Source organism: Neobacillus novalis NBRC 102450 (genome assembly GCF_001591805.1).
GTDB classification, from domain to species: domain Bacteria; phylum Bacillota; class Bacilli; order Bacillales; family Cytobacillaceae; genus Neobacillus; species Neobacillus novalis.
Map to the genome: position 1 here is coordinate 1 of NZ_BCVP01000056.1, position 24937 is coordinate 24937.

Annotated in this window: 17 protein-coding genes and 1 pseudogene; 5 read left to right on the forward strand and 13 right to left on the reverse strand. The window is 38.4% G+C overall.

Features of this window, described 5'->3' with window-relative positions; all coding sequences use genetic code 11:
• Nucleotides 1-181 precede the first annotated feature (181 nt).
• Genes BANVL01_RS24975 through BANVL01_RS24985 form a run of 3 tightly spaced genes read right to left on the reverse strand, consistent with a single transcriptional unit; the run spans nt 182 to nt 2379 of the window.
• A complete protein-coding gene (locus BANVL01_RS24975) occupies nt 182-910 on the reverse strand; it encodes an amino acid ABC transporter ATP-binding protein (protein WP_066095677.1) in 729 nt (242 codons plus the stop codon).
• On the reverse strand, nt 907-1551 hold the full coding sequence (locus BANVL01_RS24980) for an amino acid ABC transporter permease (RefSeq protein WP_066095674.1): 645 nt from the start codon (nt 1549-1551) through the stop codon (nt 907-909). Before BANVL01_RS24980 ends, BANVL01_RS24975 begins: the two co-directional genes overlap by 4 nt.
• 57 nt (nt 1552-1608) lie before the next feature.
• Complete coding sequence (locus tag BANVL01_RS24985) at nt 1609-2379, reverse strand: transporter substrate-binding domain-containing protein (protein ID WP_066095670.1); 771 nt, start codon at nt 2377-2379, stop codon at nt 1609-1611.
• Between the two features lie 481 nt (nt 2380-2860).
• Between BANVL01_RS24985 and BANVL01_RS24990 the strand changes: the two genes are divergently transcribed.
• From BANVL01_RS24990 to BANVL01_RS27040, 4 genes are all read left to right on the forward strand, one after another.
• Nucleotides 2861-4414: an ABC-F family ATP-binding cassette domain-containing protein gene (locus BANVL01_RS24990; RefSeq protein ID WP_066095667.1), complete on the forward strand. Its 1554-nt coding sequence runs from the start codon at nt 2861-2863 to the stop codon at nt 4412-4414.
• 146 nt (nt 4415-4560) lie between these two features.
• Nucleotides 4561-6258 (forward strand): M3 family oligoendopeptidase, encoded by a 1698-nt coding sequence (locus BANVL01_RS24995; protein ID WP_066095664.1) that lies wholly within the window; start codon nt 4561-4563, stop codon nt 6256-6258.
• Nucleotides 6259-6532: 274 nt separating this feature from the next.
• A complete protein-coding gene (locus BANVL01_RS25000; protein WP_066095663.1) occupies nt 6533-7288 on the forward strand; it encodes a class I SAM-dependent methyltransferase in 756 nt (251 codons plus the stop codon).
• A 318-nt stretch (nt 7289-7606) separates the two neighbouring features.
• On the forward strand, nt 7607-8470 hold the full coding sequence (locus tag BANVL01_RS27040) for an IS3 family transposase (RefSeq protein WP_082805139.1): 864 nt from the start codon (nt 7607-7609) through the stop codon (nt 8468-8470).
• Nucleotides 8471-8979: 509 nt separating this feature from the next.
• Here the strand turns inward: BANVL01_RS27040 and BANVL01_RS25010 are convergent.
• The 7 genes and pseudogenes from BANVL01_RS25010 to rlmD form a co-directional block, all read right to left on the reverse strand.
• Complete coding sequence (locus tag BANVL01_RS25010; protein WP_066095660.1) at nt 8980-11133, reverse strand: CocE/NonD family hydrolase; 2154 nt, start codon at nt 11131-11133, stop codon at nt 8980-8982.
• A gap of 162 nt (nt 11134-11295) precedes the next feature.
• Nucleotides 11296-11469 (reverse strand): hypothetical protein, encoded by a 174-nt coding sequence (locus tag BANVL01_RS27580; RefSeq protein WP_156487478.1) that lies wholly within the window; start codon nt 11467-11469, stop codon nt 11296-11298.
• A gap of 534 nt (nt 11470-12003) precedes the next feature.
• Complete coding sequence (locus BANVL01_RS27940) at nt 12004-12291, reverse strand: hypothetical protein (protein ID WP_169803220.1); 288 nt, start codon at nt 12289-12291, stop codon at nt 12004-12006.
• Nucleotides 12292-12426: 135 nt separating this feature from the next.
• Nucleotides 12427-13137 (reverse strand): annotated as a pseudogene (gene hsdR, locus BANVL01_RS25015) (type I restriction-modification system endonuclease); the annotation flags it as partial.
• Nucleotides 13138-13295: 158 nt separating this feature from the next.
• Nucleotides 13296-17177 (reverse strand): PDDEXK-like endonuclease domain-containing protein, encoded by a 3882-nt coding sequence (locus BANVL01_RS25020; protein WP_066095654.1) that lies wholly within the window; start codon nt 17175-17177, stop codon nt 13296-13298.
• A gap of 39 nt (nt 17178-17216) precedes the next feature.
• Nucleotides 17217-17594 carry a hypothetical protein gene (locus BANVL01_RS25025; RefSeq protein ID WP_066095651.1) on the reverse strand — a complete coding sequence of 126 codons (378 nt, stop codon included), beginning with the start codon at nt 17592-17594 and terminating at the stop codon, nt 17217-17219.
• Nucleotides 17595-18238: 644 nt separating this feature from the next.
• Nucleotides 18239-19615, reverse strand: a complete 1377-nt coding sequence (gene rlmD / locus BANVL01_RS25030; RefSeq protein ID WP_066095646.1) for a 23S rRNA (uracil(1939)-C(5))-methyltransferase RlmD — start codon at nt 19613-19615, stop codon at nt 18239-18241.
• A gap of 167 nt (nt 19616-19782) precedes the next feature.
• On the opposite strand from rlmD, the gene BANVL01_RS25035 reads away from it, so the two are divergent.
• Nucleotides 19783-20058 carry a CC/Se motif family (seleno)protein gene (locus BANVL01_RS25035; protein WP_066095645.1) on the forward strand — a complete coding sequence of 92 codons (276 nt, stop codon included), beginning with the start codon at nt 19783-19785 and terminating at the stop codon, nt 20056-20058.
• Between the two features lie 281 nt (nt 20059-20339).
• Here the strand turns inward: BANVL01_RS25035 and BANVL01_RS25040 are convergent, their stop codons facing one another.
• The 3 genes from BANVL01_RS25040 to BANVL01_RS25050 all read right to left on the reverse strand — a co-directional run bounded on the left by BANVL01_RS25040 (nt 20340) and on the right by BANVL01_RS25050 (nt 24777).
• Nucleotides 20340-22145 carry a carbon starvation CstA family protein gene (locus BANVL01_RS25040; protein ID WP_066095641.1) on the reverse strand — a complete coding sequence of 602 codons (1806 nt, stop codon included), beginning with the start codon at nt 22143-22145 and terminating at the stop codon, nt 20340-20342.
• A 135-nt stretch (nt 22146-22280) separates the two neighbouring features.
• A complete protein-coding gene (locus BANVL01_RS25045) occupies nt 22281-23018 on the reverse strand; it encodes a LytR/AlgR family response regulator transcription factor (protein WP_066095638.1) in 738 nt (245 codons plus the stop codon).
• A complete protein-coding gene (locus BANVL01_RS25050; protein ID WP_066095636.1) occupies nt 22993-24777 on the reverse strand; it encodes a sensor histidine kinase in 1785 nt (594 codons plus the stop codon). The genes BANVL01_RS25045 and BANVL01_RS25050 overlap by 26 nt, the downstream gene beginning before the upstream one ends.
• Between the last annotated feature and the right edge of the window lie 160 nt (nt 24778-24937).

Consider the following 24937-nt stretch of genomic DNA (forward strand, 5'->3'; position numbering starts at 1 on the left):
GGGAGTTTTTCCGTCTATATAATCCAAATCGGGGGATTTTGCCTAATTTAGAGCAGTTAATCGGAAGATCTCCGCTTATATCTTCTTCTTAAGCTTCCTCTATAGACATTAGCCGGAATTTCTCCGCTTATGAATGCTCATACCTACACGAAAATCAACAATGAAGTAACAGAGCCTTTTTTTATAGCACCATACTTAAGAAAGCCTTAGTTCTCTCATTCTGTGGGTTACCGAATAACTGATTCGGTTCATTTTCTTCTACAATATATCCTCCATCCAAGAATATAACACGATCTCCAACTTCGCGGGCAAATCCCATTTCATGCGTAACAACAACCATAGTCATACCTTCTTTAGCAAGCTGTTTCATAACCTCTAAAACATCTCCGACCATTTCCGGATCAAGTGCAGAGGTCGGTTCGTCAAAGAGCATGATTTTAGGATTCATTGCCAGTGCCCTTGCTATGGCAACTCGCTGTTTTTGTCCCCCAGATAGTTCTCCCGGGTAGCTGTTTGCTTTTTCTTTAAGTCCAACCTTAACAAGTAACTCAAGAGCAGTTTTTTCAGCCTCCGCTTTATCAATAGTAAAAATTTTAATAGGACCTAAAGTGATGTTTTCTAAGACAGTTTTATGTGGGAACAGATTGAATTGTTGAAATACCATTCCAACCTCTTGTCTAACTTTATTTATATTGATTTTGGGGTCTGTTATATTATGTCCGTTAATCACTACTTCACCGCCAGAGATTTCTTCCAGTCGGTTTAGGCACCGAAGGAATGTACTCTTTCCTGACCCAGAGGGGCCTATTACACATATAACCTCTTTTTCTTGCACCTCCGCATTAATATCCTTTAATACCTCTAGGTTTCCAAATGATTTTCTTAAATTTTTAACAGATATAATGCTCATCGCAGCTCAATCCTCTTTTCTACGAAATTAGCAAGTATGGTTAATAAATAAATGATGATAAAGTAAATAACACCTACAGCCAGCCAAACCTTAAATGCTTCAAAGGTTGCTGCAGCCTGAATTTGGCCCTGCTGTGTTAAATCCGCAATTCCAATAACGGATAATAGAGAAGTGTCTTTTAAACTAATAATGGATTGGTTCGTAATCGTAGGGAGCATTCTTCTAAAAGCCTGAGGCAGGACCACATAGCGCATGGTTTGAGCTCCTGTAAAACCAATCGACCTAGCTGCTTCTGTTTGTCCCTTATCAATTGATTGAATGCCTGCTCTGATAATCTCTGCAAAATAGGCTCCTGCATTGATGGCAACAGTGATAATACCCGCTGTTGTATTGTTCAAGGAAACTAAATGAAGGGAGTTTATTCCAAAATAAATAAAAAACAACTGTACTATAAATGGAGTTCCTCGAATTGCATCAACATACACTTTCGCTATCCAATTCAAGATTTTAATAGGCGCAAGCCGTAACAAGGCCACCAGTAAACCAATTACAAAACCAAGAATAATGGCAATAACAAATATGTAAAGTGTGACTTGAAGTCCTTTTAATAATATTGGTAAGGCTGCAATAATAGTATCCACTTTTTTCATCCCCTTTCGAATAGAAAGCACGCTTTATGCGCGCTCTGTAATCATTATTTATTCACCAAGATAAGAGTTTACAATTTTATCATATGTACCATCTTTTTTGAGTTCAGCAAGACCTTTATTAATTTTTTCTAATAAATCCTTGTTTTGTCCTTTCAAAACAGCAATTCCATATTGGTCGCCATTTAATCGCTCACCCACAATTTTCAAACCAGGATCCTTTTGGGCAATCGCATAGGATATAACAGGATAATCTTCAATAAGTGCATCTGCATTTCCATTAGAAACTTCCTGGAACATTGCTGGACTATCGTTAAATTGAACCACATTAATTCCTAGTTTCGAAGCATTTTCTTGTGCAAATTTAGCACCTGTTGTTCCTTTTTTAACGGCAACATTTTTTCCTTTAAGGTCATCAACTGATTTAATATTTGAATTATCTTTTTTTACAACAACTGTTAAACCTGCTTCAAAATACGGAGTTGAGAAATCTACTACCTTTTTTCTATCATCTGTAATGCTCATTCCAGCAATAGCTACATCAAGCTGATTGGCTTGCATAGCTGGAATTATTCCACCAAAATCCATTGCACTAAGTTCAATTTTAAAGCCCTGATTTTCAGCAATGGCATTGATCAAATCAATATCAATACCCTTATACTCATTTCCATCTTTGTATTCAAACGGAGGGTAAGTCGTATCCACGCCAGCCTTATATACCTCTTTACTACTCGCATTATCTCCTGTTGTTTCCTTGGCTCCACATGCTGCGATGAAGAGAGTAAGAATTAAAAACAAACTAAGCAAACTAAATTTCTTCATTTTTCAAAGCACCTCATTCTTTTAGATTATTCTTTTTGATATAGCAAGATATTAAACACTATAAAAGTATTAATTTCTTGTATATACCCTAATTTGTGGACAAAATAACCTAAATGAATGAACTATCTTATTTCACAGTCAAGGAGGGATTTTTTATGTAGAAATGACCTGGACTTACCGACCTTCTATCTTTTATTGAAGAGATTCCTGAGTGAAATATTGCAAAAAAACAGTAGTAGCAAGGGATTTAGCAGGATTGAACACGGATAAAACTATTTAAATTTTAGTTTAGAACACAACCAATTCTTTCATTTTTATACAATTATTCCCTCTTATCTTACCTCCAGGTTCGGTTGTATAATAGACTCTTACAGCCCAAAAATCGAATTACATTTCTTACAAAAAAATAACTTCAAGATAGAAAAAGCAGCTAAAATCTAGTAAGATATCCACATGTGATATTAGATAAGGGGTTAAAAAAATGAGCGTATTAAATGTAAAAAATTTAAGTCACGGTTTCGGTGATCGTGCGATTTTTAATGATGTGTCTTTTCGACTTTTAAAAGGAGAGCACGTTGGTCTAGTTGGAGCAAACGGTGAGGGTAAGTCTACTTTCATGAATATTGTTACTGGGAAGTTGCAGCCCGACGAGGGGAAAGTAGAGTGGTCGCGAAAGGTTCGTGTTGGTTATTTAGATCAGCACGCTGTACTTCAAAAAGGTAGTACGATGCGTGACGCTTTGAGTACTGCTTTTCAATATCTATTTGATGCAGAAGCAGAGATCAATGAACTTTATGCAAAAATGGGGGATGAAGGTGCTGATATCGATGCACTGCTTGCAGAAGTTGGAGAGCTACAAGAAACTTTAGATAGTAATGATTTCTATCAAATTAATTCAAAAGTTGAGGAAGTTGCTCGTGGTCTGGGATTAGACGATGTTGGACTCGATCGAGATGTAGATGATCTTAGCGGTGGGCAACGTACGAAAGTTTTGCTAGCTAAGCTTTTGCTAGAAAAGCCTGAAATCCTATTACTAGACGAGCCTACGAACTATTTGGATGAACAGCATATCGAATGGTTGAAGCGCTATTTACAGGAATATGAGAATGCATTTATCTTGATTTCACATGATATTCCATTTTTGAACAATGTTGTTAACTTGATCTATCACATGGAAAACCAAGAGTTGAATCGCTATGTTGGTGACTACGATAATTTCTTAAACATATATGAAATGAAGAAGCAACAGCTAGAGTCCGCTTACAAGCGTCAACAACAAGAAATAGCTGATTTGAAAGATTTCGTTGCTCGTAACAAGGCAAGTGTTGCGACTCGTAATATGGCGATGTCTCGTCAGAAGAAGCTCGACAAAATGGAAGTTATTGAATTGGGGAAAGAAAAGCCGAAACCAGAGTTTATTTTCAAAGAAGCTCGTGCTGCTAGTCGTTATATTTTCACGGCTGAAGATCTTGTTATTGGTTACAATGAACCACTTTCCCGCCCTCTGAATTTGAAAATGGAACGCGGACAAAAAATTGCATTTGTGGGTGCAAACGGTATTGGTAAGTCTACCCTTTTAAAAAGTATTCTTGGGTTAATTGAACCAATTTCGGGTAAAGTTGAACGTGGTGAGTATCAATACATTGGTTACTTCGAGCAGGAAGTTAAACAGGCCAACTACAACACTTGTATTGAAGAGATTTGGAGCGAGTTCCCAAGTATGAATCAGGCTGAAGTCCGTGCTGCTCTTGCAAAATGTGGATTAACGACGAAACATATTGAAAGTAAAGTCGAAGTCCTTTCTGGCGGCGAAAAAGCCAAAGTTCGATTGTGTAAAATTTTAAACACAGAAACGAATTTATTAATTCTAGACGAACCGACCAATCACTTGGATGTGGACGCAAAAGAAGAATTGAAGCGTGCTTTAAAAGCATATCGCGGAAGTATCTTGATGGTATCCCACGAACCTGATTTCTATCGTGAAATTGCGACCGATATATGGAATTGTGAGGATTGGACTACGAAAGTGTTTTAATAAGGATTAAGGGGTACCTAGTGAATAAAATTTCACTTGGGTACCCCTTTTTCCTTTTGAAAAAGCGAGATTTAATAATCTAGAAAACTATAGTATAATTATTTAGATTATTAGGATAATTCAAAAGGGAAGGAGAGTGGTTATCCATGACAAAAGATATAAGTCATAATTATTATAAAGAATTAATTGATTTACAAGATGTAGAAGGGGTCGAAACTCAAATTCGAAGTTTACTTGAGGTTCCGATTGAATCCATATCTGACCTAGAAGAGTGGTTAAAAGACGAAAAGGAATTAATGATTAAAATCACGGAGGCGATGACAGGTCACCAAGTCGACTTCTACCGAAACACAGAGGATGCTCTCATCAAGTCAACTTATCTTCACGATCAGCAAGTCATCCAACCACTTTTAATGAAATATGAAGCAAAACTGAATGAGAAATGCTGTGAGTCTTCTTATTTAAATCAATTAGATGAAAACCGTTACGGCTTAATGCGACGCGTTCGCGAGTCCAAGGTTAAACTGTTCAGAGAAGAAAACATTCCATTAATTGTAAGGGAACAAGAGCTCTGTACTAAGTATAGTGAAATTATGGGGGGGCTAACAGTTGAATGGGAGGGGGAGGAAAAGCCTTTTCCGTTTATCGAATCCCAACTCGATCATCTAGACAGAGCAGTAAGAGAAAAAGCTTATCACTTAATGATGTCAGCCTATCGTCAAATTAAGCCTGATATGGATGCCATCATGGACGAGCTCGTTCAACTACGCCATCAAATTGCTTTAAATGCAGGCTTTGAAAATTATCGTGATTATATGTTTGTGGCCAAAAATCGTGAGTATAGCATCCAAGATTGTTATGACTTTCATGAAAATGTTGAGAAACATATTATCCCAGCTTGGAATCGGCTTGCAGATGTTTTTAAGTCCAAGCTTGGTGTCGATACCTATCGCCCTTGGGATAACACCGCTAAATTCATGAAAAACCCACCATACTCCGAGGTGTCTACTCTTATGGATGGCGTTTCTGAGATGTTAGGGAAGACCGACCCCTATTTTGCAGACCGTTTCGATTACATGAGAGAGCATGGGTTATTAGATCTTGGAGATCGGAAAGGAAAAAGCCCAGGTGGTTTCTGTACCCCCTTACCTGTTTCAGGGGATACCTTTGTTTTTGCGAACTTTAGTCCATCCTTTTTCTCTCTTATCGCATTAATTCATGAAATGGGCCACGCGGTGAATGCGTACCTCGAGTTTTCCGAGCAGGGTCCTATTGAAGAATACCAAAGCCGAATGGAAGTTGCTGAACTGTATTCTCATGGGATGGAATTGCTCTTATTAGACAAGCTGGATCGATTTTATCCAGAAGAAGAAGAATGTAAGAGCGCACAGCGTGAAGGGCTTAGACGGGCATTTACAATGTTATTCGGCCCATTGTCAGGGGACCTCTTCCAGCATTGGATGTATACGAATCCTAAACACACTGCCAAAGAGCGTGATGAAAAATTCTTTGAAATCTCAAAACGTTATTACCTAAACCCAGTCGATACTTCTGGGCTTGAGGATGCAATTGGGATGAGCTGGGCAGGCACTCTCCATTATTTCCAAGTTCCTTTCTATATTATTGAGTACTCCATCTCGATGCTTGGTGCTCTACAAATACTTGAGAATTACCGGAACAACCCTGAGCAAGCTGTCGAATCCTTTAAAAAAGGTGCACGTGCGGACTACAATCAATCCATCGCAGCTATTTATAAAGAAACTGGGGTCAGTTTTGATTTTTCAGAGCCTGCCGTTAAGCGCATGGGTGAATTCCTAGAAAAAGTCATTCAAGACATTCATTAACAAAGCGGGAGCACGGGAACGGTTCTTAGCAGTGGACAACCGGAAGGTTTCCGCGCACAAAGGTACAGCTAGTGAAGTCTAGTTGTACCTTTTGCTTTACAGTCAAAAAATCTGGTGCCTGGAACAACTCGAATTTTCTTGTTTCACTATATTGTTCCACGCTTTAAAAATTTCAGTTTTATTGAATAAGAAGGGCTTTTTACTTTCGTGTGGAATATTTAATGGTCTGGATTTTACGAGGAGGGGAAATATGGAATAAATTAACCCGACGACTATGGTAAATTGGTTGCCGCCACATTCGATAGAATGGTACAAACAACTTAGTAATCTTCAAGGTAAATACATATATTCTTGGAATTCTACACTTACAGAGCCTATCGGAGAATCAATATTTGATAAAGAAGTAGTTCAAATCATAGTAAATAAGAAAGTATTAGATGTTGGATGCGGACATGGTGAATTCACACTTAAATGTAGTTCTGTGGCAAAAGAAATAGTAGGCTTTGATGTAACAGATCATTTCGTAAAAGCTGGAAAAGAAAATAAAAAGAAGAATGTATCTTTTGTTGTTGGAAATACAAAAGATGGATTGCCTTTTGAACCCGATGAGTTTGATTTTGCGTACAATCGAAAGGGACCTACTTCCGCATATCCTTCACTTAGAAAAGTTGTAAAAAACGGTGGGGAACTTATCGGCCTTCACCCTGGTGATGAGTTGGGAAAAGAATTACCACTCTTATTCCCTAATTTATTCGAAACTCTACAAGGGACTCCAATCTTAGATACTATTAATCAAAGGCTTGAAATAAGTAAATTCTCTCATTCAGAGGTTGAAGTTGTAAACAGTATTGAATATTTACATACCCCATTGGATGTAATAAAATTACGTTGTTTTGGTCAAAATCCTATAGTTTATGAAACATTAAAAGAAGAAAACCTATCAGATATATCAAAGATATTCGAACAAAATACTACAAATGAAGGTTTACCTATAACATTTTCCCGTTATATAGTTCGTGCAATTGTCTAATTATTATTGTATGTATCTTCTTTAACGAACGGGTCCTTGCGTTGAATAAGACGACAGTTATCTACTGTCGTTTTTATATTTTCAGATACAAAAAACACTAAAACAAGCAGTTGAATTGTAAACCCGTTTCAAACTTTTCACGGATCTACCGAATCTAGGAATCCATCAAAATCCCGAAATTTTAGATCAATACATGCCCTGGTCAAAAAAGATTCAGCTGGAATGTAGCAAACAAAGAAATTAGCCGTATGATGCTAGACTAAAAAGTAGACACAGATTGTTATAATAAATATATCAACGATAACGAGGTGTGTCTGTATGGCAAGAGGAAAACAATATGATGAAGCTTTTAAAATTGAAACTGTAAAGTATATCAGCGAAAACAATAAGCCTGTAGCTCAAGTAGCTAGTGAAGTAGGCGTGAGCGTGAATACTGTACATGGCTGGGTGAAGAAGTATGGCCAACAACCTGAAGTTAAGGCTGTCCAAACCTTTTCTTCAGAAGTAGCCGAATTAAGAGCCCTCCAGAAAGAAATTCGTGATCTCAAAGAGGAGAATGAAATCCTAAAAAAGGCGATGCACTACTTCGCGAAAAGCCCTCGGCAAAATATGAGTTCATCAAAGAACACTGCTCCCAATACCGGGTGGAGTGAAAACATTTTAGACCGGCAATTTAAAGCTAGTAAACCCAACCAGTTATGGGTAACGGATATCACGTATATTCCGACCAATGAGGGCTGGTTGTATTTGGCGAGCGTAATGGACTTATATTCTCGAAAAATAGTAGGTTGGTCAATGGGGGAAACCATGACAAAGGAATTGGTAATCTCCGCATTAAAAATGGCTTACAAGCGTCAACGTCCGGAGGTAGGCGTTATTCATCATTCGGACCGAGGTGTTCAATATGCCTCACATGAGTATCAGAAACTATTAAAACAGTACAAAATGATAGGCAGCATGAGCCGCAAGGGGAACTGTTACGACAATGCTTGTATCGAGTCCTTTCATGGTATTCTTAAGCGTGAGCTAGTTTATCAAACGAAGTATAGGATGCGAGAGGAAGCTAAAAAATCGTTGTTTGAGTACATCGAGTTCTTCTACAATTCCAAGCGGATCCATTCAGCCTTGGGATACTTTACACCAAACGAATTTGATCGAATGTATGGGAAATCTTCAGCCTGATTTTACCTTGATAAAAAAGTTTAAATCGTTCTATATTTAAACTTTTTTATCAAGGCCACCAAGCGTGAGCGCGGTAGAAAAAATCTGTGTCTACATTCTTGACATAGTATCAATTTACATATTTCTTGAAAAGTGGAACCTAATATAGTATTTATAATTCCGTTATAATAGAGCACCTCACAATCCTGGAATATTTTGGACTTTGTTTTGTTTTGGAAACTTATACAGATGCAGGGACCTTGAGTGTGATTCGTGTACCTCATACCGAGAGTTTGCCTATGGCTTCCTTCAGATTCTATGTCACCATAGACACCCTTGCCTTCGGCTAATGGTTCGCGTTTCCCTACACCCATAACGGACTTTCACCGACTAGCTGATGAACAACATGCCTGGCACGCAAAAAGTCCGGTGCCTTTTAAAATGACCCCGGACAACATACACAACAATTTGTAGGAAGTACCTATGTTTCAAACTTTAATGGGTTTACCGTGCTAGCCCCTAACGATTCTTTAGAAACCAACAGCGGCAATACCGCCCACAATCGGAAGCTTTACACCGCTGCTTCCAAGTGTTACTTCAATCTGGACAGCAGTCCGGTTCGCAAGTACAACTGAAGATGTACTGCTTGCAAGAACAACACCGATACGGTGGCCTTTCTTAAATGTGAAATCATGGGTAAAGCCATCCCATTTTATATTATAGCTTTTCCCAATTTCCAGTGGGCTTTTGACGCGGAAGCTATCATAGTTTCTTGCATCCATGTACCCCCTGCTAACAACAGCATAATCCGCTGTAGTTGTTAGAGTATCCACCCGGTAATAACATGCACTATCGGACGCAGTGCTTTGCCCAATACAATCTTTAGGGCTGGAAGTTAGTGTTTTAATACCTTCGCCTGATGCGTAATTGACCCGCTCGTCCCTGCCGTAATCAACAATATAGGCGGTAAGATTCGCAGTTGGTCCGGTGAATTTCGCCTGAATATCAAATACCGGTGTCCCACTAAAACGAAGATCTTCTTTTAATCCATCCGATAAAAATACGACCCTGCCATCCAGTTTAGTAGTCGGGTTGGCCACATTCTGTGCCTCTGTACGAACTACATTGTTTATGTTTACAGTAAGGCCTTCTCCAACATTACCACCAGTTAAGGTATTTGGGCCGTTACCTTCCGCTGGTCCAAATTTCAAAGTGGTGAAAGAGGCATCCTTTTCAGGCCAGGTTGATGCCGTTTTCCATTTTTTCGGTGCGACTTCCAAATCCGCCATAGGTTCGTCCATAATGCCGTTTTCAACTTTTAACAGCCAATAATCAAACCAGCGATGAATGGTTTTTACCCATTCCTCCCTGCGGGTGTCAAATGGTTCAGTATGGCCTGTTTGCTGAAGCCATATTTTTCGAGGGACATTATTTTTCTCAAGCCCCGCCCACCATTCGCCAATATTACTTGTTTTGACGTTTTGGTCGTTTAAACCATGAATTAAAAATACGCTGGCTTTCACTTTATCAACATTCTTAACATAATCACGCTCTTCCCAGAAATCATTATAGTTTCCGGAAGGATCATCTTTTAATGTAGCAAGACGCTGGCGAACTGGTGCACATATGTTGCGGCGGCTCGCCTTGCCAACCGTATTGGACAAGCCATCCGGACCATTGCTGTTGAAGGTTACTCCATTTTGTCGGTAATAATTATACCAACTGCTTATGGCGCCGACAGGCACAATGGTTTCTAGGCCATCAATACCAGTCGATGCCGCGGCGTTCGCCAGTGTTCCATCATATGATTTACCGTACATTCCTACCTTTCCGGTGGACCAGTCGGCTGTTATCTTTTTACCGTTAATGTCCTTGCCACTTGCTCGGCCATTTAGCCAGTCAATTGCAGCTGTAACGCTGGCAGTTTCCTCATATCCACCAGTAGTTGTACAGCCATCGGAGTTGTTTGTTCCAATCATATCCACCTCAACAACGGCATAGCCACGCGGAACAAAGTAGTTATCAAAAAACAATGGGAAAGATACCGGAACACCATTTACATATTTCTTAAGCTGGGATTCATTTCCTCGTCCTAGATTATCATAATAAGGGCTTGCCACCATTATAACGGGGACCTGCAGCCCATTCGCCGTCTCGGCGGGGCGAATGATATCAATTGCCACATGATCCTTTACACCGTTTCCATCTGTATCAAGGTCAGTGTCAATGTAAACCGTTTCCCGAATAGCATCCGCATATGAATATTGCTCCTGTGTCACGCCATCCATAATAGCATAGTTTGTTAGATTCTTAAGATAGGTGTAGGCCCCCGCGGTAATCATTCCGGCGGTTTTTTGCGCTTCGAGCAACTGCTTGAAACTTTCCTTATGTTTTTCAACCTTATCCTTTGCGCCTTGCTTTACATACAGACTAAGCGCTTGCAGGTGTGTCTTAAGTACACGGGCGGCGCTGCTGTCAGGAATTTCCCCCTCGCGGCTTAGTCGATCAACCAGCGCCGTAAGGCTATCAACTGTTTCTTTGTAATCATATGACGTTGATTTACTATTAGACTCTACTAATGGCACTGGGGTTTCAGCAGCAAATCCTGTTGATGGCACCAAGGCCAGCATCATTGACAACGTCATTGCTGCCGGTGCAAATTTCTTCCATATCCGTTTTCTCATTTTACCCTCCAAAAATACAGATTGTATTCTATTATTTTTAAACTAATTACTAGCCATGGCCAGATGGATTTTACCACCCCATAATGGATACCTGCCTCAAAGGCCAAGGAACAGATTCATAATGTCCATCTGGGATAGGCCTGTCCAAGCCGAGTCATCTTATTACTGTTTCTCCTGCATTTGCACCCAAATTGCTACAACTGTCGCAGTTGCCGGGATGATTGTGATACTCATGAACCCTGTGATTAAGATCGCCCCCAATCCCCTTACGTTTCTTTCTACATTTACTTCACCAGTGATTTCCAAAGTGTTCAATGGAAGGCCATCTTCATCCACTGGCTTTTAAAACTACTAATCTGTCTTTCCTTTTCCCAAAAACGCATCCCTCCCAATAATCTTTGATATCACAAGTCTATTATATGGTCAGCATTGTGAATTTTCAGTCATATCATAGTACCGGGATAAATAATTACTTTACATATATTTACAACTTTTTTAAGTACCATTGTTTTTTCTACTATTTGCAAATACTTTTATGTGATAATAGTAATGGTTTTTTATTGTAAATATGTGGGTTCATTTTGGGCACACGCAATTATTAACTTTTATCAATATAATTAGGTTCCCTGCGTTTTTTTATAAAATTGTAGATTCATTTAAAAAAAATGGTGGACTATGGCGAATTTAGTCAAAAGGAAAAGGTAGAAGAGAAACTTAAAATGGAAAAGTAAGCTGAGGTAATGTAATGATTCACAGTATTCGTTCATAAACCAAAAAAAGACTAAACTTCCATGGACTAATGCCCAATGAACCCTTAATCCACACTTCCTTAACCCTTAGTTTATTGTGGCGGTGCGGGGTATTTGTTAGTTAGTTACGCTTTAAGATAAGCGGATTAGCTTGGTGACCGCCTCCACATGGAACGATAGGCTCATCTTGATGTCTGGTATGTATTTTGCATTTTGTCTGTCCGCGGTAATACGTCGATAGCGTTTTTTGTGGAATTATCGGTTCGCGGAAATATGTCCACAGCAATATTCTGCTTTTATCCGTACTTTGAAACATGTCAATGTATAGTACAGGTTCAAGTCCTGTCATCTCGTGTTTTATTTCCTCAAAACCACTTGAATAACTTTTGCTGCAATCTCGATAGCTCACCCGCCATGTATTTTACCAATGATGTGGCTCCTTTATTATTTTTCATCATGACTATCCTCACATTCATAGGTCTTTACTTTATAGAGTTGATGAGGCACAATAAAGGCTTTATTCGTTTTATCAATTCCAGTCATTCCATTCCGCAATTGCCATATTACGATTTTTTTCAGGGAGAGTTCCATTTTTATGGTAGTTTAACTTTTCCGTATCTACGTCCCAACCGGCGGAACTCAATTTTTCATCAATAATTATGCGTGTTTCTGCTTCAGTTAATTGGTGACGTTGAACAAACAGTTTCGATTTTTTTCTACGTTCTTTTTTCTCTTGTCCGGTTTCCTGTTCTGCTTTCTCACGAGCTTGTTTTAGTTGTTCTTCTAATTTACGCTTTTCATCATATTCTTTAATTAGTTTTTCAACATCAACCATTTCCCGTTCTGTTGGTTCTATGTATTCTGGTGCTTGAAAGTCCCATTCTCCATAAACCTCCATAAACCAAACCGATAAACGAAAAGCAATAATCAAAAGAACCTTAGCTTCTTCTGTATTCCCATATTCAGCTTCATGTGAAGCACGATTTCCTTTACGACAAATTGTTTCAAACATATCTATTAATTCGGTTTCGATTATTCCTTCACGCCGTAAAGTATTAATACGGTCGACTTGCCTTGTATCATATGTTTCTCTAATATTTTCAGATGCAAGAATAAACTTCGTTAATGTTTCTCCAAACAAACGAAGTTTCATTATTGTCGTATGTGGGTCGTGATAAACGTTATTTTCAGCAGATTCTCCTAAGTTGGCAAGTACATCCCATTTCCCTCGAAAAAATGAAAAGTTGCTACTCATTAACATCACCGTTTTCAGATTTATAATTTATATTCATTCTACCATATTACCTATTGTTTAGGTAAAATATGTATTTTATCTCAAATAGCGAATATATATCATTAAAAATTAGAAAACGCAGGAGTCGAACCCTGCGTTTTCAAAAGTCATTAATTACATCAGTTAGCAACCTTCTCTATACCCATTTCCTTAAATTTACTCCATAAACTTTCGAGTGATTTAGTTTTATTGTAATAAAACTCTCTACCTCTAACTCTCCAAAATTTCCAACCAGCTCGTTCTAAGTCATATTGCCGTTGCATATCCTCTTCCCATTTTTCAGGACCGTGCCATTTCTCACCATCGCATTCAACAGCAAGACGATCTCTGATTCCCTCAATAACTAAATCAATACGATAATTTCCAACTTTAACTTGGGGTTGGACTTTATATCCTTTAGCTACTATCATACGTAATACTTCAATCTCAAATGGAGAATCGCATTTTTCTTCTAAGTTCTCAACAATTTTATTTACCCTTGCTGGATTTTTACAATAGCTTAATAACTGATATCGGTAACAGTCTTTCTTCAATTCATCTAACTCTACTGAATGATACAGTCTCATTTGATTTTTAGCTCTACTTGCAGCTACATTAAATGTTTGTTGTTGGTCTTTCTTTGTCATCGCTACAAATCGTCTGTTCCCCGCAACAACCATTGATAAGAATACAATATCTCTTTCGTCCCCTTGAAGGCTGTATGCATTTCCACAAATTATTTTTCTCTTTACAAATTCACTTTCAGATATTCTCTCACGTATTTTATTCTCAATAAGCGCTGCTTGTTTATTTCCTTGTAATGCAATCACACCAATTGTTTGATTTTCAAATTGTGGGTCTGCAATTATTTTTTCAATGTCGTCAACAATTTTATCCGCTTCCGGAACATTTACTAGAGAACTTCCTTCCGTGGCAAAACCGTCCTCAACTTTAATTGCAACTACTGGTGGCTCTATTTTTTCGTTTTCAAATGGAAGTCTTAAAGGAACCATTTGTCCACCATAACTCAGGTCGTTCGAAAATTGAATAATTTCAGGTACACATCTAAAGTGCTCTTTCAACATTAATCTACCACTCTTAGGAAAGATTTGGTCTGCAATTTCGTATAGAGATATTTTATGGTCAAACAACCTCTTGTTTGGTACTCCTTCTAGATAGCGTTGTATCAATTCTTCAATTTCAGAGTCTTTTGTTCCAATACCATAAGGGCTTATTTGTTCATCATCACCAACAACAACAATCTTTTCACCACGTAATAGCACAGGAACCGACATGATATCGCATTGACTACTTTCATCAAAAATAATGACATCAAACTTATCATTATAAATTGGGAAGTTTTCTATAACTTGATTGACTGGCATAATCCATACAGGAATGGCTGATTGTGCCGTTTCCATTTCTTTACGCGCATCGGCTAAATATCGTTTGTTGTTACCAGTCCCTTTACCATAACGCTTTATAAAGTTTTTCCAAGCTACAAGAGCTCTCTTTTGTGAATCTGTTATTCGATTAATTTGATTTAACCAGGTAGAATTTGAAACTATTGATATGATTAATTTCTTTTGATAATCTTGTTCAGATTTGATGTTGTTTTCTATTCGTTCCGCTTCAAAGTCTTGATTTTCTGTCATCCAATCATATAAAGATTTAAGTTCCCAAGACTTATGAACTTCTTGAGGAATCACTACATCTTTAGAGAGTAAATCAACTATCATAGCTGCTGTTTTAGGCGCGGTTGCTTCAAGTCGTGTGAACAAAGCAAAGAATTTAGTTACATTATCTTTCTTATTGATTAGATACTTTAATTCTTCAAGTATAGTCTCCCATCTAGATTCGTCTTTGTCATTTAATACATCAAGGAAAGACTTTACAATTGGGTGTATTTCTTTTTCTTTCAATAGTTGATTTATTGTATCTCTATATAAATTATTATCCCTTTCCCATTCTTGGAAGTTAAGAACATCAAACAGGTAATTAGTTGTTGATTTAAGCTCTACATAATGGTTGAAATTAAGCCAGTTTGAATTATTAAGTAATAAACGATTTGAAGTCTGCATAAAACCTTCTACTAAAGTTCCTAAACGCATTGTTTTCTCATAGGATTCAATTGCTTTGTCAATCGTGCTAAAAAGACGCTTATCTTCGATATCAATTGGAGTTCCACTAATTTCATCAATGTTAGCGTTCCAAACACGAACTACCTCCTCTTTTTTCCTTTTTAAAAGGAGGTGTTGTTGCAGTATTTCTATTTCTTCAAGAGTTCTTACTGGCTGACCATTAATGATTGGTACTTGCCATAAAAATTTCGCATTCTTTCCCTTTGTTAATGCAAATATTTTATTAGGTTTCTTGTTCGCTCTTAATCGTTCCCCAAGTACATAAATATCCGATTCTAATTCAAAATCTGGTTTTTTAGGGAGTGTAATGTCATAACTAATAATGGTTTTATGAATAGATACCAATTCTTTGTTTAATTCTTTTATCTCGCTAAAGAAAGAGGTCCATCGTTCTTTTCGGGTATTACCAGCCAAGTAGTCTTCCAGTATCTTCTGATGTGCAGTTCCTTCTATAAAGCAATCTTTGTATTCTAATATTCTTGAAAGCTCTACGTTTAATGTTTCAGCATATTCCTTATCATGCGGAAATTGAATTTTATTAGTGTGAATGATTGCCATATCATGCTTATGTTTTAAATCCTGACCTTTTGAGAGCCATTTCTTCATTTCTTCTGTGCTTTTTAATAAATGAAGATCTGGAAGAACTGTATCTTTTAAATAAAGGTCCCTTACTTCTAATAAACCTCTTAGTTCCCATAGAGTCTTAAATTCTTCTTCTGATAAGGGAAATTCAGAATTCAACTCCAATTTATCTAATATCCAATGATAATCTAATGATTGTTCAGTCAACATTTGGGCAGTAACTGCTTTGCTGAAAGAATTCCCTTTGTAGTCAACTTCTGTTTTTTCACTTTTGCTGTATTCTTGTAACTGATGCTTAAATTTTGCTTCATTTCTTCGACTATTTTCTAATTCGTTTTTACTTCGGGAAATTTCTGCTTCTAACTTTTCAATGGATGTATTCCCAAGTTTTTCTGAAATTGTCCTTATGGATGTCTCAATTTCTCTTAGAGAATCTCTTCCACCACCTAGGACTGGTACACACAAATCACGTATTTCTTCAGGAATTTTCTCTTTAAGAACTTTTAGAGGATTTTCCTTTTGGCTCGTAATAAGTATTTTCTTTCCATGCGCAAGTAAATGAGAAACAATATTGGCTATCGTATGAGTTTTACCAGTCCCCGGCGGTCCTTGCACTGTCAAACCATAGTTACTCGAAAGCCTTCTGGCGATTTCTTTTTGTTCCTCATTTGCAGCAAGAGGGAAATATAAATCTGTGGCTACTTTATCCCATTTATAGCTATTCAATTCTTCATCTATCTGCACTTCATTTCCGACAATAGACTCAATTGTTGCAGGTACCTCATACCCCTCTTCTTGCATTGTCTCAATGATTTGTTCTAAATCTTTTTGTATAATCTGATTGTCTTTTCGTCTTAAAATAATTACATATTCATCAATGTGACCTATAGCATCTTTGGAAGGATGGATAGGTTCTCCAATTAAAGCAGTACGACCACTCGCATCAATTACCTGCATAAACTGACTAGATAAGTCCCTAACATCTTCTTCAAATACATCTCTATAGCGCGCTATTCTTCCTATATTCTGAATCTCTTCCATGTTAGGAAGGGGGATACCACTAAGTATATTCAGTTCAAGTTTGTATCCTTGATTAGTTGGTTTTACAGTAATAATACCTTTATCAGTATCAAGTTCTATATCCAGTTTCGTCGTAAATAAAGGGTGTAATATTGAATCCATTTCATGTTTCCACGTGAAAATTGTATTACCTAACAGTAGTTCAATACCTTCACCTTCAACTTGGAAATCCTGATTAATCCTGAAAAAAAGCTCATACAAAGTTTGAACCTTTTTCATTCGAGAAATTTCCGCAGCCCATTCACTCCACACTGCTTTTCAAGCATTGAATAACTTTAACCGACTCGAATCCTCTTCAAAACGTACTTCTACCTCATCAGTGCCTTGGATTAATACTTTCGGTGCAGGGATTTTTGGAGGTTGAGTTTCATTATTATACGAATATGTAACCCACTCTCTAATGGACTTGTCAGGATGAGGAGGAGTCAAAATCGCTTCTGTGAACTTCTGTCTATGAATCTCAATAATTGCTTCCCCATCTTCCCCTTCTCCCATTAAATATACTCCATCACCGTATTCCTCTAGATAAGCTTTAGTCCAACTTTTATCATATTCCTTAAAATCACGGATAACCTTAAATCGCAAGTTATTGACAGCTAACAAATATTCAAACAGTTGCCTAGCCTTGTCGCTCAATTAAAAGCACCTCTTTATCATTTCATATAGTAAATATATCACATTGTATGTATGGGAATAAAAGTTAATTCTTTCTAGGTTGGTTGTTTATTCCCCATAAAAATAAGACATAATCGTTAAAACAAAGGGTGATATAGATGAGTCTTTTGTCACAGAAAAATTGCTTACACAGAAAGAACAATAAAAGAAAAGGACGTAAAAGAAAAAATCCTTCTCGATACTAATAATATGGCTCAGGTTATAAATGATAAGGAATATTTGAATAACCGCAGCAGAAGCTCAAAAGAAGCAAAAACAAGTTATGCAAATGTTAAACAAAATTGATGACGAAATTAACCTTTCAAAGGCAAAAAAGAAACGGTAACTTAAGATGCTTGCGGAAAATCAAATCACCCAAGAGGAATACAGCGAAGTCGCTGACGAACAGTAAGGACAAATTATGAATTAAATATTAAAAGGAGTGAGCTTGAAGCCTCACTCCGACCTGATGAATTTATAGGAAAGTTGAAAACCTTCGGAACACGATTAACCGCTTTTTACCTCTTGATGACATAACGGAGGGGTTACTTCATCACTTTGTTGGGCGAATTGATGTAGAAAAAATGTCATTCCGACAATTACTTAATGGTTTCAATTTTATCTGTCTAATTTTCCCTTAAAACTATCTGCGATACACACTCCACGTGCGTTGTCTGCGGAAACATATCCACAGGCTGCACTTCAACGGTCTTGTATCCCCCGTCTTCTAAAATCCTTAAATCCCGTGCTAATGTTGCCGGGTTACAGGATACATAAACCACCTTTTTCGGCTTCATTTCAATGATGGTTTGCAGCAGCGCCTCATCACAGCCTTTACGTGGTGGATCAACTACGAGTACATCGGCAGCATTGCCTTCTTTGTACCATTTTGGAATCACAACCTCTGCTTCCCCGGCAGCAAATTCCGCATTCTCGATTCCGTTCAAGGCGGCATTCCGTTTCGCATCTTCAATGGCCTCTGGAACCACTTCAACGCCGAAAACCTTTCGTGCTTTTTGGGCTAAAAATAAAGAAATTGTCCCAATTCCACAATAGGCATCAATCACCTTTTCTTCGCCGCTAAGGTCGGCATATTCTAGCGCCTTCTCATATAGCACCTTGGTTTGGACAGGATTGACTTGATAAAAGGACAGAGCCGAAATGGCAAATTTCACATCGCCAATGTAATCGTAAATGACCTCATTTCCCCATAAGACCTTCGTTTTTTCACCAAGGATAACATTCGTCCGCTTTGAATTCACGTTATGAACAATCGATTTCACCTTAGGGAGGCGCGCCACTATTTCCTCCACCAACTTATCTTTTTGAGGAAGATCTGCTGTTCGCGTGATGATGACCACCATAAGCTCGCCCGTTTGCTGCCCAAACCTGGCCATAATATGACGGAGCACCCCTTTATGAGACTCTTCATGGTAGGCTGAAATGCCAAGCTCGCTGGCTATTTCTTTGACTATTTGGACGGCTTCATTTATTTCCGGCAGTTGAATCAAGCTCTCATTTGTATCAACAATTTCATGACTTCTTGGTTTGAAAAAACCAGCAATCAGTTTGCCGTCCTTTTCCCCTACTGGTACCTGTGCCTTGTTCCGATAATGCCAGGGGTGATCCATCCCTAAAATTGGATGAACGATTACATCTTCCAGTTTTCCAATTCGTGTCAGAACCTGGCGAACTTGATTTTCCTTATATTTTAGCTGGCCTTCATAACTAATATGCTCAAGCTGGGTGCCACCATACTTGTGCCGCTCGCTGCTAGCAATATCCACCCGGTATGGGCTTTTTTCATAAAGCTCAATCAACCGCCCAAAACCATAGCCTTTACCCGTCTTAATTACTTTTATTTTTGCCTTTTCACCTGGCAGCCCGTTTGGGACAAATAATGGATATCCCTCGACCTTTGCCACGCCGGCCCCGTCATGGGTTAAATCTTCAAAAACTACATCTATATAATCATTTTTAGTTACTGGTATTGGTCTGTTCATCGATTTCTTCCTTTACTTCGAATTAACTAGAAAAATTGTACCACATTCTAGTAGAGATTACGAAATATGCCCTTTTTCATGTTATTAGCTTTTTGGCCCCTTTCAAATGAGAAGTATAGTAAAATCAGGTTAAGATGGAATATTGGAAAATAGAGGAGTGGTTATGGTTGAATATCGAATTAGATGCTGGATCAAAAGAGTGGATAGAATCTAAAGGGAATCAGTTAACGGTAAAAACGTTGGAAGTAAAAGCCTGCTGTGCTCCTGGGGTGCAGGAACTGGTGGCTGTACCTGAAAAACCAAAGACTTTGAACAATTATCATGAGATTTTAATCGATAATCTCTCCATCTATGTACAAAAAAATATAAGAAGTAAGGAAAAACTCCAATTAAAATTATCCGGGTTTAGCTTTTTAAAATCCATTTCCGCAAAGCTTCAATAAAAACAAAAGGCTGTTTTCGTAAAGAATGTTGTTATTAACCCTCATTATGCTTCCGAAAATCCTTAAAGCAGTGTAAAATTACACCTTATTAATAAGTGGAACAGATATATTAGCGGATTTTGGATGTTTATTAGCGAATCTACAATTTTATTAGCGAATTCGACCAATTTATTAGCGAATTTTCAATTTTATTAGCGAATCAATAAAAACAACAATCTTTTAGATAAGAGCCAAACGAAAAACAGCACCCATTCAATCTTACATGAATGGGTGCTGTCATTTTATGCGACTTCCTGTTCAGAATTTTTTACTAAGACATCTTGTGGTATTTTCCATAGCTTAATCCATTTAGCAATCGAAGTAACCATGATGACGATGCCTAGGGTCAGCATGATAATCGAAAGGATACCATTTAATACATTGTATCCAGGGTTTGCTGCATTCCAGTAGACATTTTTCACCATCCAATATCCGGCTACCATGACTGTAACAAACAGGTAAGCAAGCGGGATTAGACAGGTCAGCATGTACCAGCGTTTTTCTGCAATCTTTAGTACAACTGTCGCACCAACAATGAGGCCGATTGATGCCATCAATTGGTTGGATACACCGAACAGTGCCCAGACGGAACTAATGTCACCTGAGAAAAGGAGATATCCCCAGACGAAACAGGCTAATGCACTGGCAACGATATTGGCGCCGATTGAATCTGTCCGTTTTAACGGTTTAATGAAGTCTCCGAAGAAATCTTGAATAAGGTAACGAGCAACCCGTGTTCCTGAGTCAATCGCGGTTAAGATAAAGACAGCTTCAAATAGAATAACAAATTGATAGAAATAGGAAGCTAATTTTTCAAAAATCGGAACAGCCGCGAAGATGTATGTCATCCCGACCGCAAGTGTAACGGCACCACCTGTTCTTCCTTCCAAGTCCATGCCGACTTCTTTGCTAAGTTCATCCAAATGAACCGTTTCCATTCCAAGTGTGGCAAATTTCTCTGGTGATGAGTTAATCGCAAAGTAATCGCCAGGTTGCAGTGATACAGCGGCAATTAATGCCATTATCGCTACTAAACATTCCACAAGCATGGCACCAAATGCAACACCTTTTATATCGCTCCACCGATTAACCATTTTCGGTGTTGTACCAGAGCCAACAAATGCGTGGAAACCTGAAATCGCTCCACATGCAATGGTGATGGAGATAAATGGCCAAACTGGACCCGCTATAACAGGACCCCCGCCATTCAGAAATTCTGTAAATGCTGGGAATTGTACATCTGGATTGACAATGAATACTCCAATTATTAAGGCCGCAAATACGCCAATTTTCATAAATGTACTTAAATAATCGCGTGGTGCCAGCAATAACCAAACCGGTAATGCTGCTGCAAAAAAAGCATAGATTGGAAGAATAAGCGCTAATGTACTTTTCTCAAGGGTTAATAGATCGCCCAACCATGTTCCTTGAATGTTTGGTCCTAAAATAATCGCGATCATGATTAAAGCAAAGCCAACAATCGTGGCAATTTTTAAGTTTCCGGTCTTTTTATGATACAAGCCAACCCCCATTGCAATCGGAATCGTGATTCCTACCGCAAATGTCCCCCATGGGTTCCTTTCAAGTGCGCCAAGAACAACCATTGATAATCCAGCCATCGTAATCGTGATAATAAATAACATGGCTAGTCCTGTACAGAACCCTGCGACAGGTCCAAGTTCTTCTTTCGCTACTTCTGATAAAGATTTTCCATCTCTACGCATAGATGCAAACAGAACGACCATATCGTGAACCGCTCCACCAATAACCGCACCGACTAGGAGCCAAATCAAGCCTGGCAAATAACCAAATTGTGCTGCTAAAATGGGACCAACTAACGGACCTGCTGCTGCAATCGCCGCAAAATGGTGGCCAAAAACGACCCACTTGTTTGTTGGGACATAGTCTCGCCCATCTTCCAACTTCTGAGCAGGTGTCGGTTTTGAATCATTAAGCCTTAAAACCTTTGCTGCCATGAAAGTACCATATAAACGGTACACAATTAAAAGGATACATATTGAAGCTATAACAATTGTAATCGCATTCATTTTTCTTCAATCCCCCTTACTATTGTTTCTACATCATCCATTTTACAAAATAAAAGCGTATTTCCTCTGTTTTCAAGATAAAATGCAGAAATAGAAGGGTGAGTTACAAAAATTAATTAGTGAAATGCAAATTTTCTAAAAACCTAGTTGCTGCTTTAATAACTTTACATAGGTTCGACTCACGGGAACCTGTGAGCCATCTCTCATATGTAAATTATAAGTAGAATTAAACCATGGTTCGATTTCGACAATATAATCCACGTTCACGATAAAACTTCGATGAACACGTAGAAATTTAGCGTTATTCACCTTTTTTTCCAACACAACGAGAGCTTCAGCCACTTTGTAGGCTTGGTCGATTGTGACAATGTTACACTTACCTTCACTTGATTCTAAATAAACAATGTCTGTTACGGTTAGTAAAACAATCCGTTCATCAACAAGCACCGCTATTTTCCCATTATTATTCTGATTTACGGACGATTGAATCAGGTTATTCTTATTCCCAAGATTTTGCATCTTCTTAATTTTTTCCAAGGTTTTTTGAATCCGTTCTTCATCAAATGGCTTTAAAATATAATCGACCGCATTTAATTCAAATGCCTCTAAAGCGTACTCATCATAGGCTGTGGCAAAAACAATCGCTGGAGTTTGCTCAAGTAGTTCTAATTGCCTCGCTAAACTCAACCCATTCTCTTCAGCTAATTCAATATCCAAGAAAACAAGATCTGGCTTTAGCTCTGTGATGGCAGCGACTGCATCCTCGACACAATCTGCTTCTCCTAAAATTTCCACTTGTTCACTTCGAATCAGCAGGTATTTTAATTCATCTCTCGCTAATGGTTCATCATCCAATATATAGGCCTTCAACATCTTGATCAAACACTCCTTTACTGTCGAGCGGAATGGAAATGGTAATGGTAGCTCCACGATTGACTTTGCTTTTTAACGTTAAACTGGCTTGACCATTGTATATTCCTTTTAGCCGTTCACTTATATTAAAAATCGCTGTGCCATTTCCTTTTTTAGAATCGACAACCTGGTTGCCAAGGACTTCGATTTGACCTTCAGGTATTCCCTTCCCATTATCAGCTACAATAATTTGTAACAGATTCTTTTTTGAAAAAATCGTTACGGTAATTTGCCCTTGCGATTTACTTCGCGGAAAACCATAATGGATGGCATTTTCAACTAGAGGCTGCAAGATAAAAGGAGGAATCAGTACCTTTTCGAGCTCCGGTTCAATTTGAAAATCAATGGTATATTTGTTAGGAAAACGCGTTTGTTCTATTGATAAATAGGCCTTAACATTTGCTAATTCTTTTTCCAGAGGGATCAGCATCTGCCTGGCCCCTTGAAGGTTTCCCCGAAAAAAAGAGCTTAATTCCAATAGTAGCTTACGTGCCTTATCTGCATCTGTCCGGCAGAGTGCTGAAATGGTATTAATACTATTAAATAAAAAGTGTGGATGAATCTGTGCCTGTAAGGCTTTAATCTCTGCATCCTTTAATAGCTTTGTCTGTCTTTCTGCCTCCGCAAGCTCTAGCTGTGTTGAAAAAAGATTGGCTAGACCTTCTGCCAATTCCTGCTGCACCTTGTCCAGTTTATCAGGCTCTGTATAGTACATTTTTAATGTACCATAAATTTTCTTTTTAACTTTTAATGGCAGAACAATAGCAGCTTCTAACGGGCATTGACTATGAATACAGGAGATTTCCTGCTTCGTTCTTGCAATTGAAATCTTCCCGCTATCGAGTACCTTTCTCGTCAAGCCCGTCTCAGGCTTGGTCTTAGGGACGTGATGATCGGAGGCAGCGCCAACATGTGCTAACACTTGTTGATCATCGGTTATTGCTACTGCGTCGGCATTCGTAAGTTCTAGCATAATTTCGGAGATTTCCTTACATGAGTGGATGGTTAGGCCTTGACGGAAGTATGGCAAGGTTTGATCCGCAATCAGAAAGGCTTGGTTTGTTTGATTAGCGCGAGCCCGTTCTTCGTCCCGTTTCATGATTTGAATAATAAGCATAAACAGCAATGTCCCTAAACCATTGCCGAAAATCATCGGAAAACCAATGAGCTGAACGAGTTCCCATGCATGGCTAAAGGGTTTAGCGGTAACTAGAATAATTAACATTTGAACCGCTTCTAAGACCATTCCCATTATGACAGCAAACGCTGGGGTAACTTGTTTTCCTTTTTGTTTTCGCTTTTTTCCAAAATATCCAGCCACAATACCAGCTAGAATGGTAGAAAGGGCACAAGAAAGGGCAGTGAAGCCGCCAAGTGTATAACGATGGATGCCGGCAATGAGCCCAGCACCAATGCCAACAGCAGGTCCCCCTAGTAGACCGCCAATCACAATCCCCATTACTCTAGTATTGGCAAGCGCACTCTCCTGGTTCATTTCAGAAAGCCACTCAGCCCTGCCGATGGTATGATGATGGACTTCAATTCCCGTATAATTACTAATGATTCCAAAGGTACCAAAAAGTAAAATAAGCATAACTTTTTCATTTGTGCTGTGCTTATTTTGAATAACTTGACGAAACGAGCGCATCTGCGCTAGCAAAAAAGCAACAATGACAATAATTCCAACCTTCTCGAGCATTAATGGAGCTAAATTGAGCATTTTTCTCCTCCTTTATTGACCATACTCAAACGCTTTCATTCGAATCTAGTCAAAACATTCGTGCCCTTTACTCATTATAAGAAATGACAGGATTTTGCGAAAGAGGTTTATAGAGTTAAAGAATTCCAGAAAATATGAAGTCTAATATATTGATTATTAC

Bases quoted from the DNA above. Each gene is read 5' to 3' on its own strand.
- BANVL01_RS25040 (WP_066095641.1), bottom strand. From the start codon at position 22,145: ATGAATGCGATTACAATTGTTATAGCTTCAATATGTATCCTTTTAATT.
- BANVL01_RS25010 (WP_066095660.1), bottom strand. From the start codon at position 11,133: ATGAGAAAACGGATATGGAAGAAATTTGCACCGGCAGCAATGACGTTG.
- BANVL01_RS24975 (WP_066095677.1), bottom strand. From the start codon at position 910: ATGAGCATTATATCTGTTAAAAATTTAAGAAAATCATTTGGAAACCTA.
- BANVL01_RS25050 (WP_066095636.1), bottom strand. From the start codon at position 24,777: ATGCTCAATTTAGCTCCATTAATGCTCGAGAAGGTTGGAATTATTGTC.
- BANVL01_RS25000 (WP_066095663.1), top strand. From the start codon at position 6,533: ATGGTAAATTGGTTGCCGCCACATTCGATAGAATGGTACAAACAACTT.
- BANVL01_RS24985 (WP_066095670.1), bottom strand. From the start codon at position 2,379: ATGAAGAAATTTAGTTTGCTTAGTTTGTTTTTAATTCTTACTCTCTTC.
- BANVL01_RS25045 (WP_066095638.1), bottom strand. From the start codon at position 23,018: ATGTTGAAGGCCTATATATTGGATGATGAACCATTAGCGAGAGATGAA.
- BANVL01_RS24990 (WP_066095667.1), top strand. From the start codon at position 2,861: ATGAGCGTATTAAATGTAAAAAATTTAAGTCACGGTTTCGGTGATCGT.
- BANVL01_RS24995 (WP_066095664.1), top strand. From the start codon at position 4,561: ATGACAAAAGATATAAGTCATAATTATTATAAAGAATTAATTGATTTA.
- BANVL01_RS27040 (WP_082805139.1), top strand. From the start codon at position 7,607: ATGGCAAGAGGAAAACAATATGATGAAGCTTTTAAAATTGAAACTGTA.
- BANVL01_RS25020 (WP_066095654.1), bottom strand. From the start codon at position 17,177: ATGAAAAAGGTTCAAACTTTGTATGAGCTTTTTTTCAGGATTAATCAG.
- rlmD (WP_066095646.1), bottom strand. From the start codon at position 19,615: ATGAACAGACCAATACCAGTAACTAAAAATGATTATATAGATGTAGTT.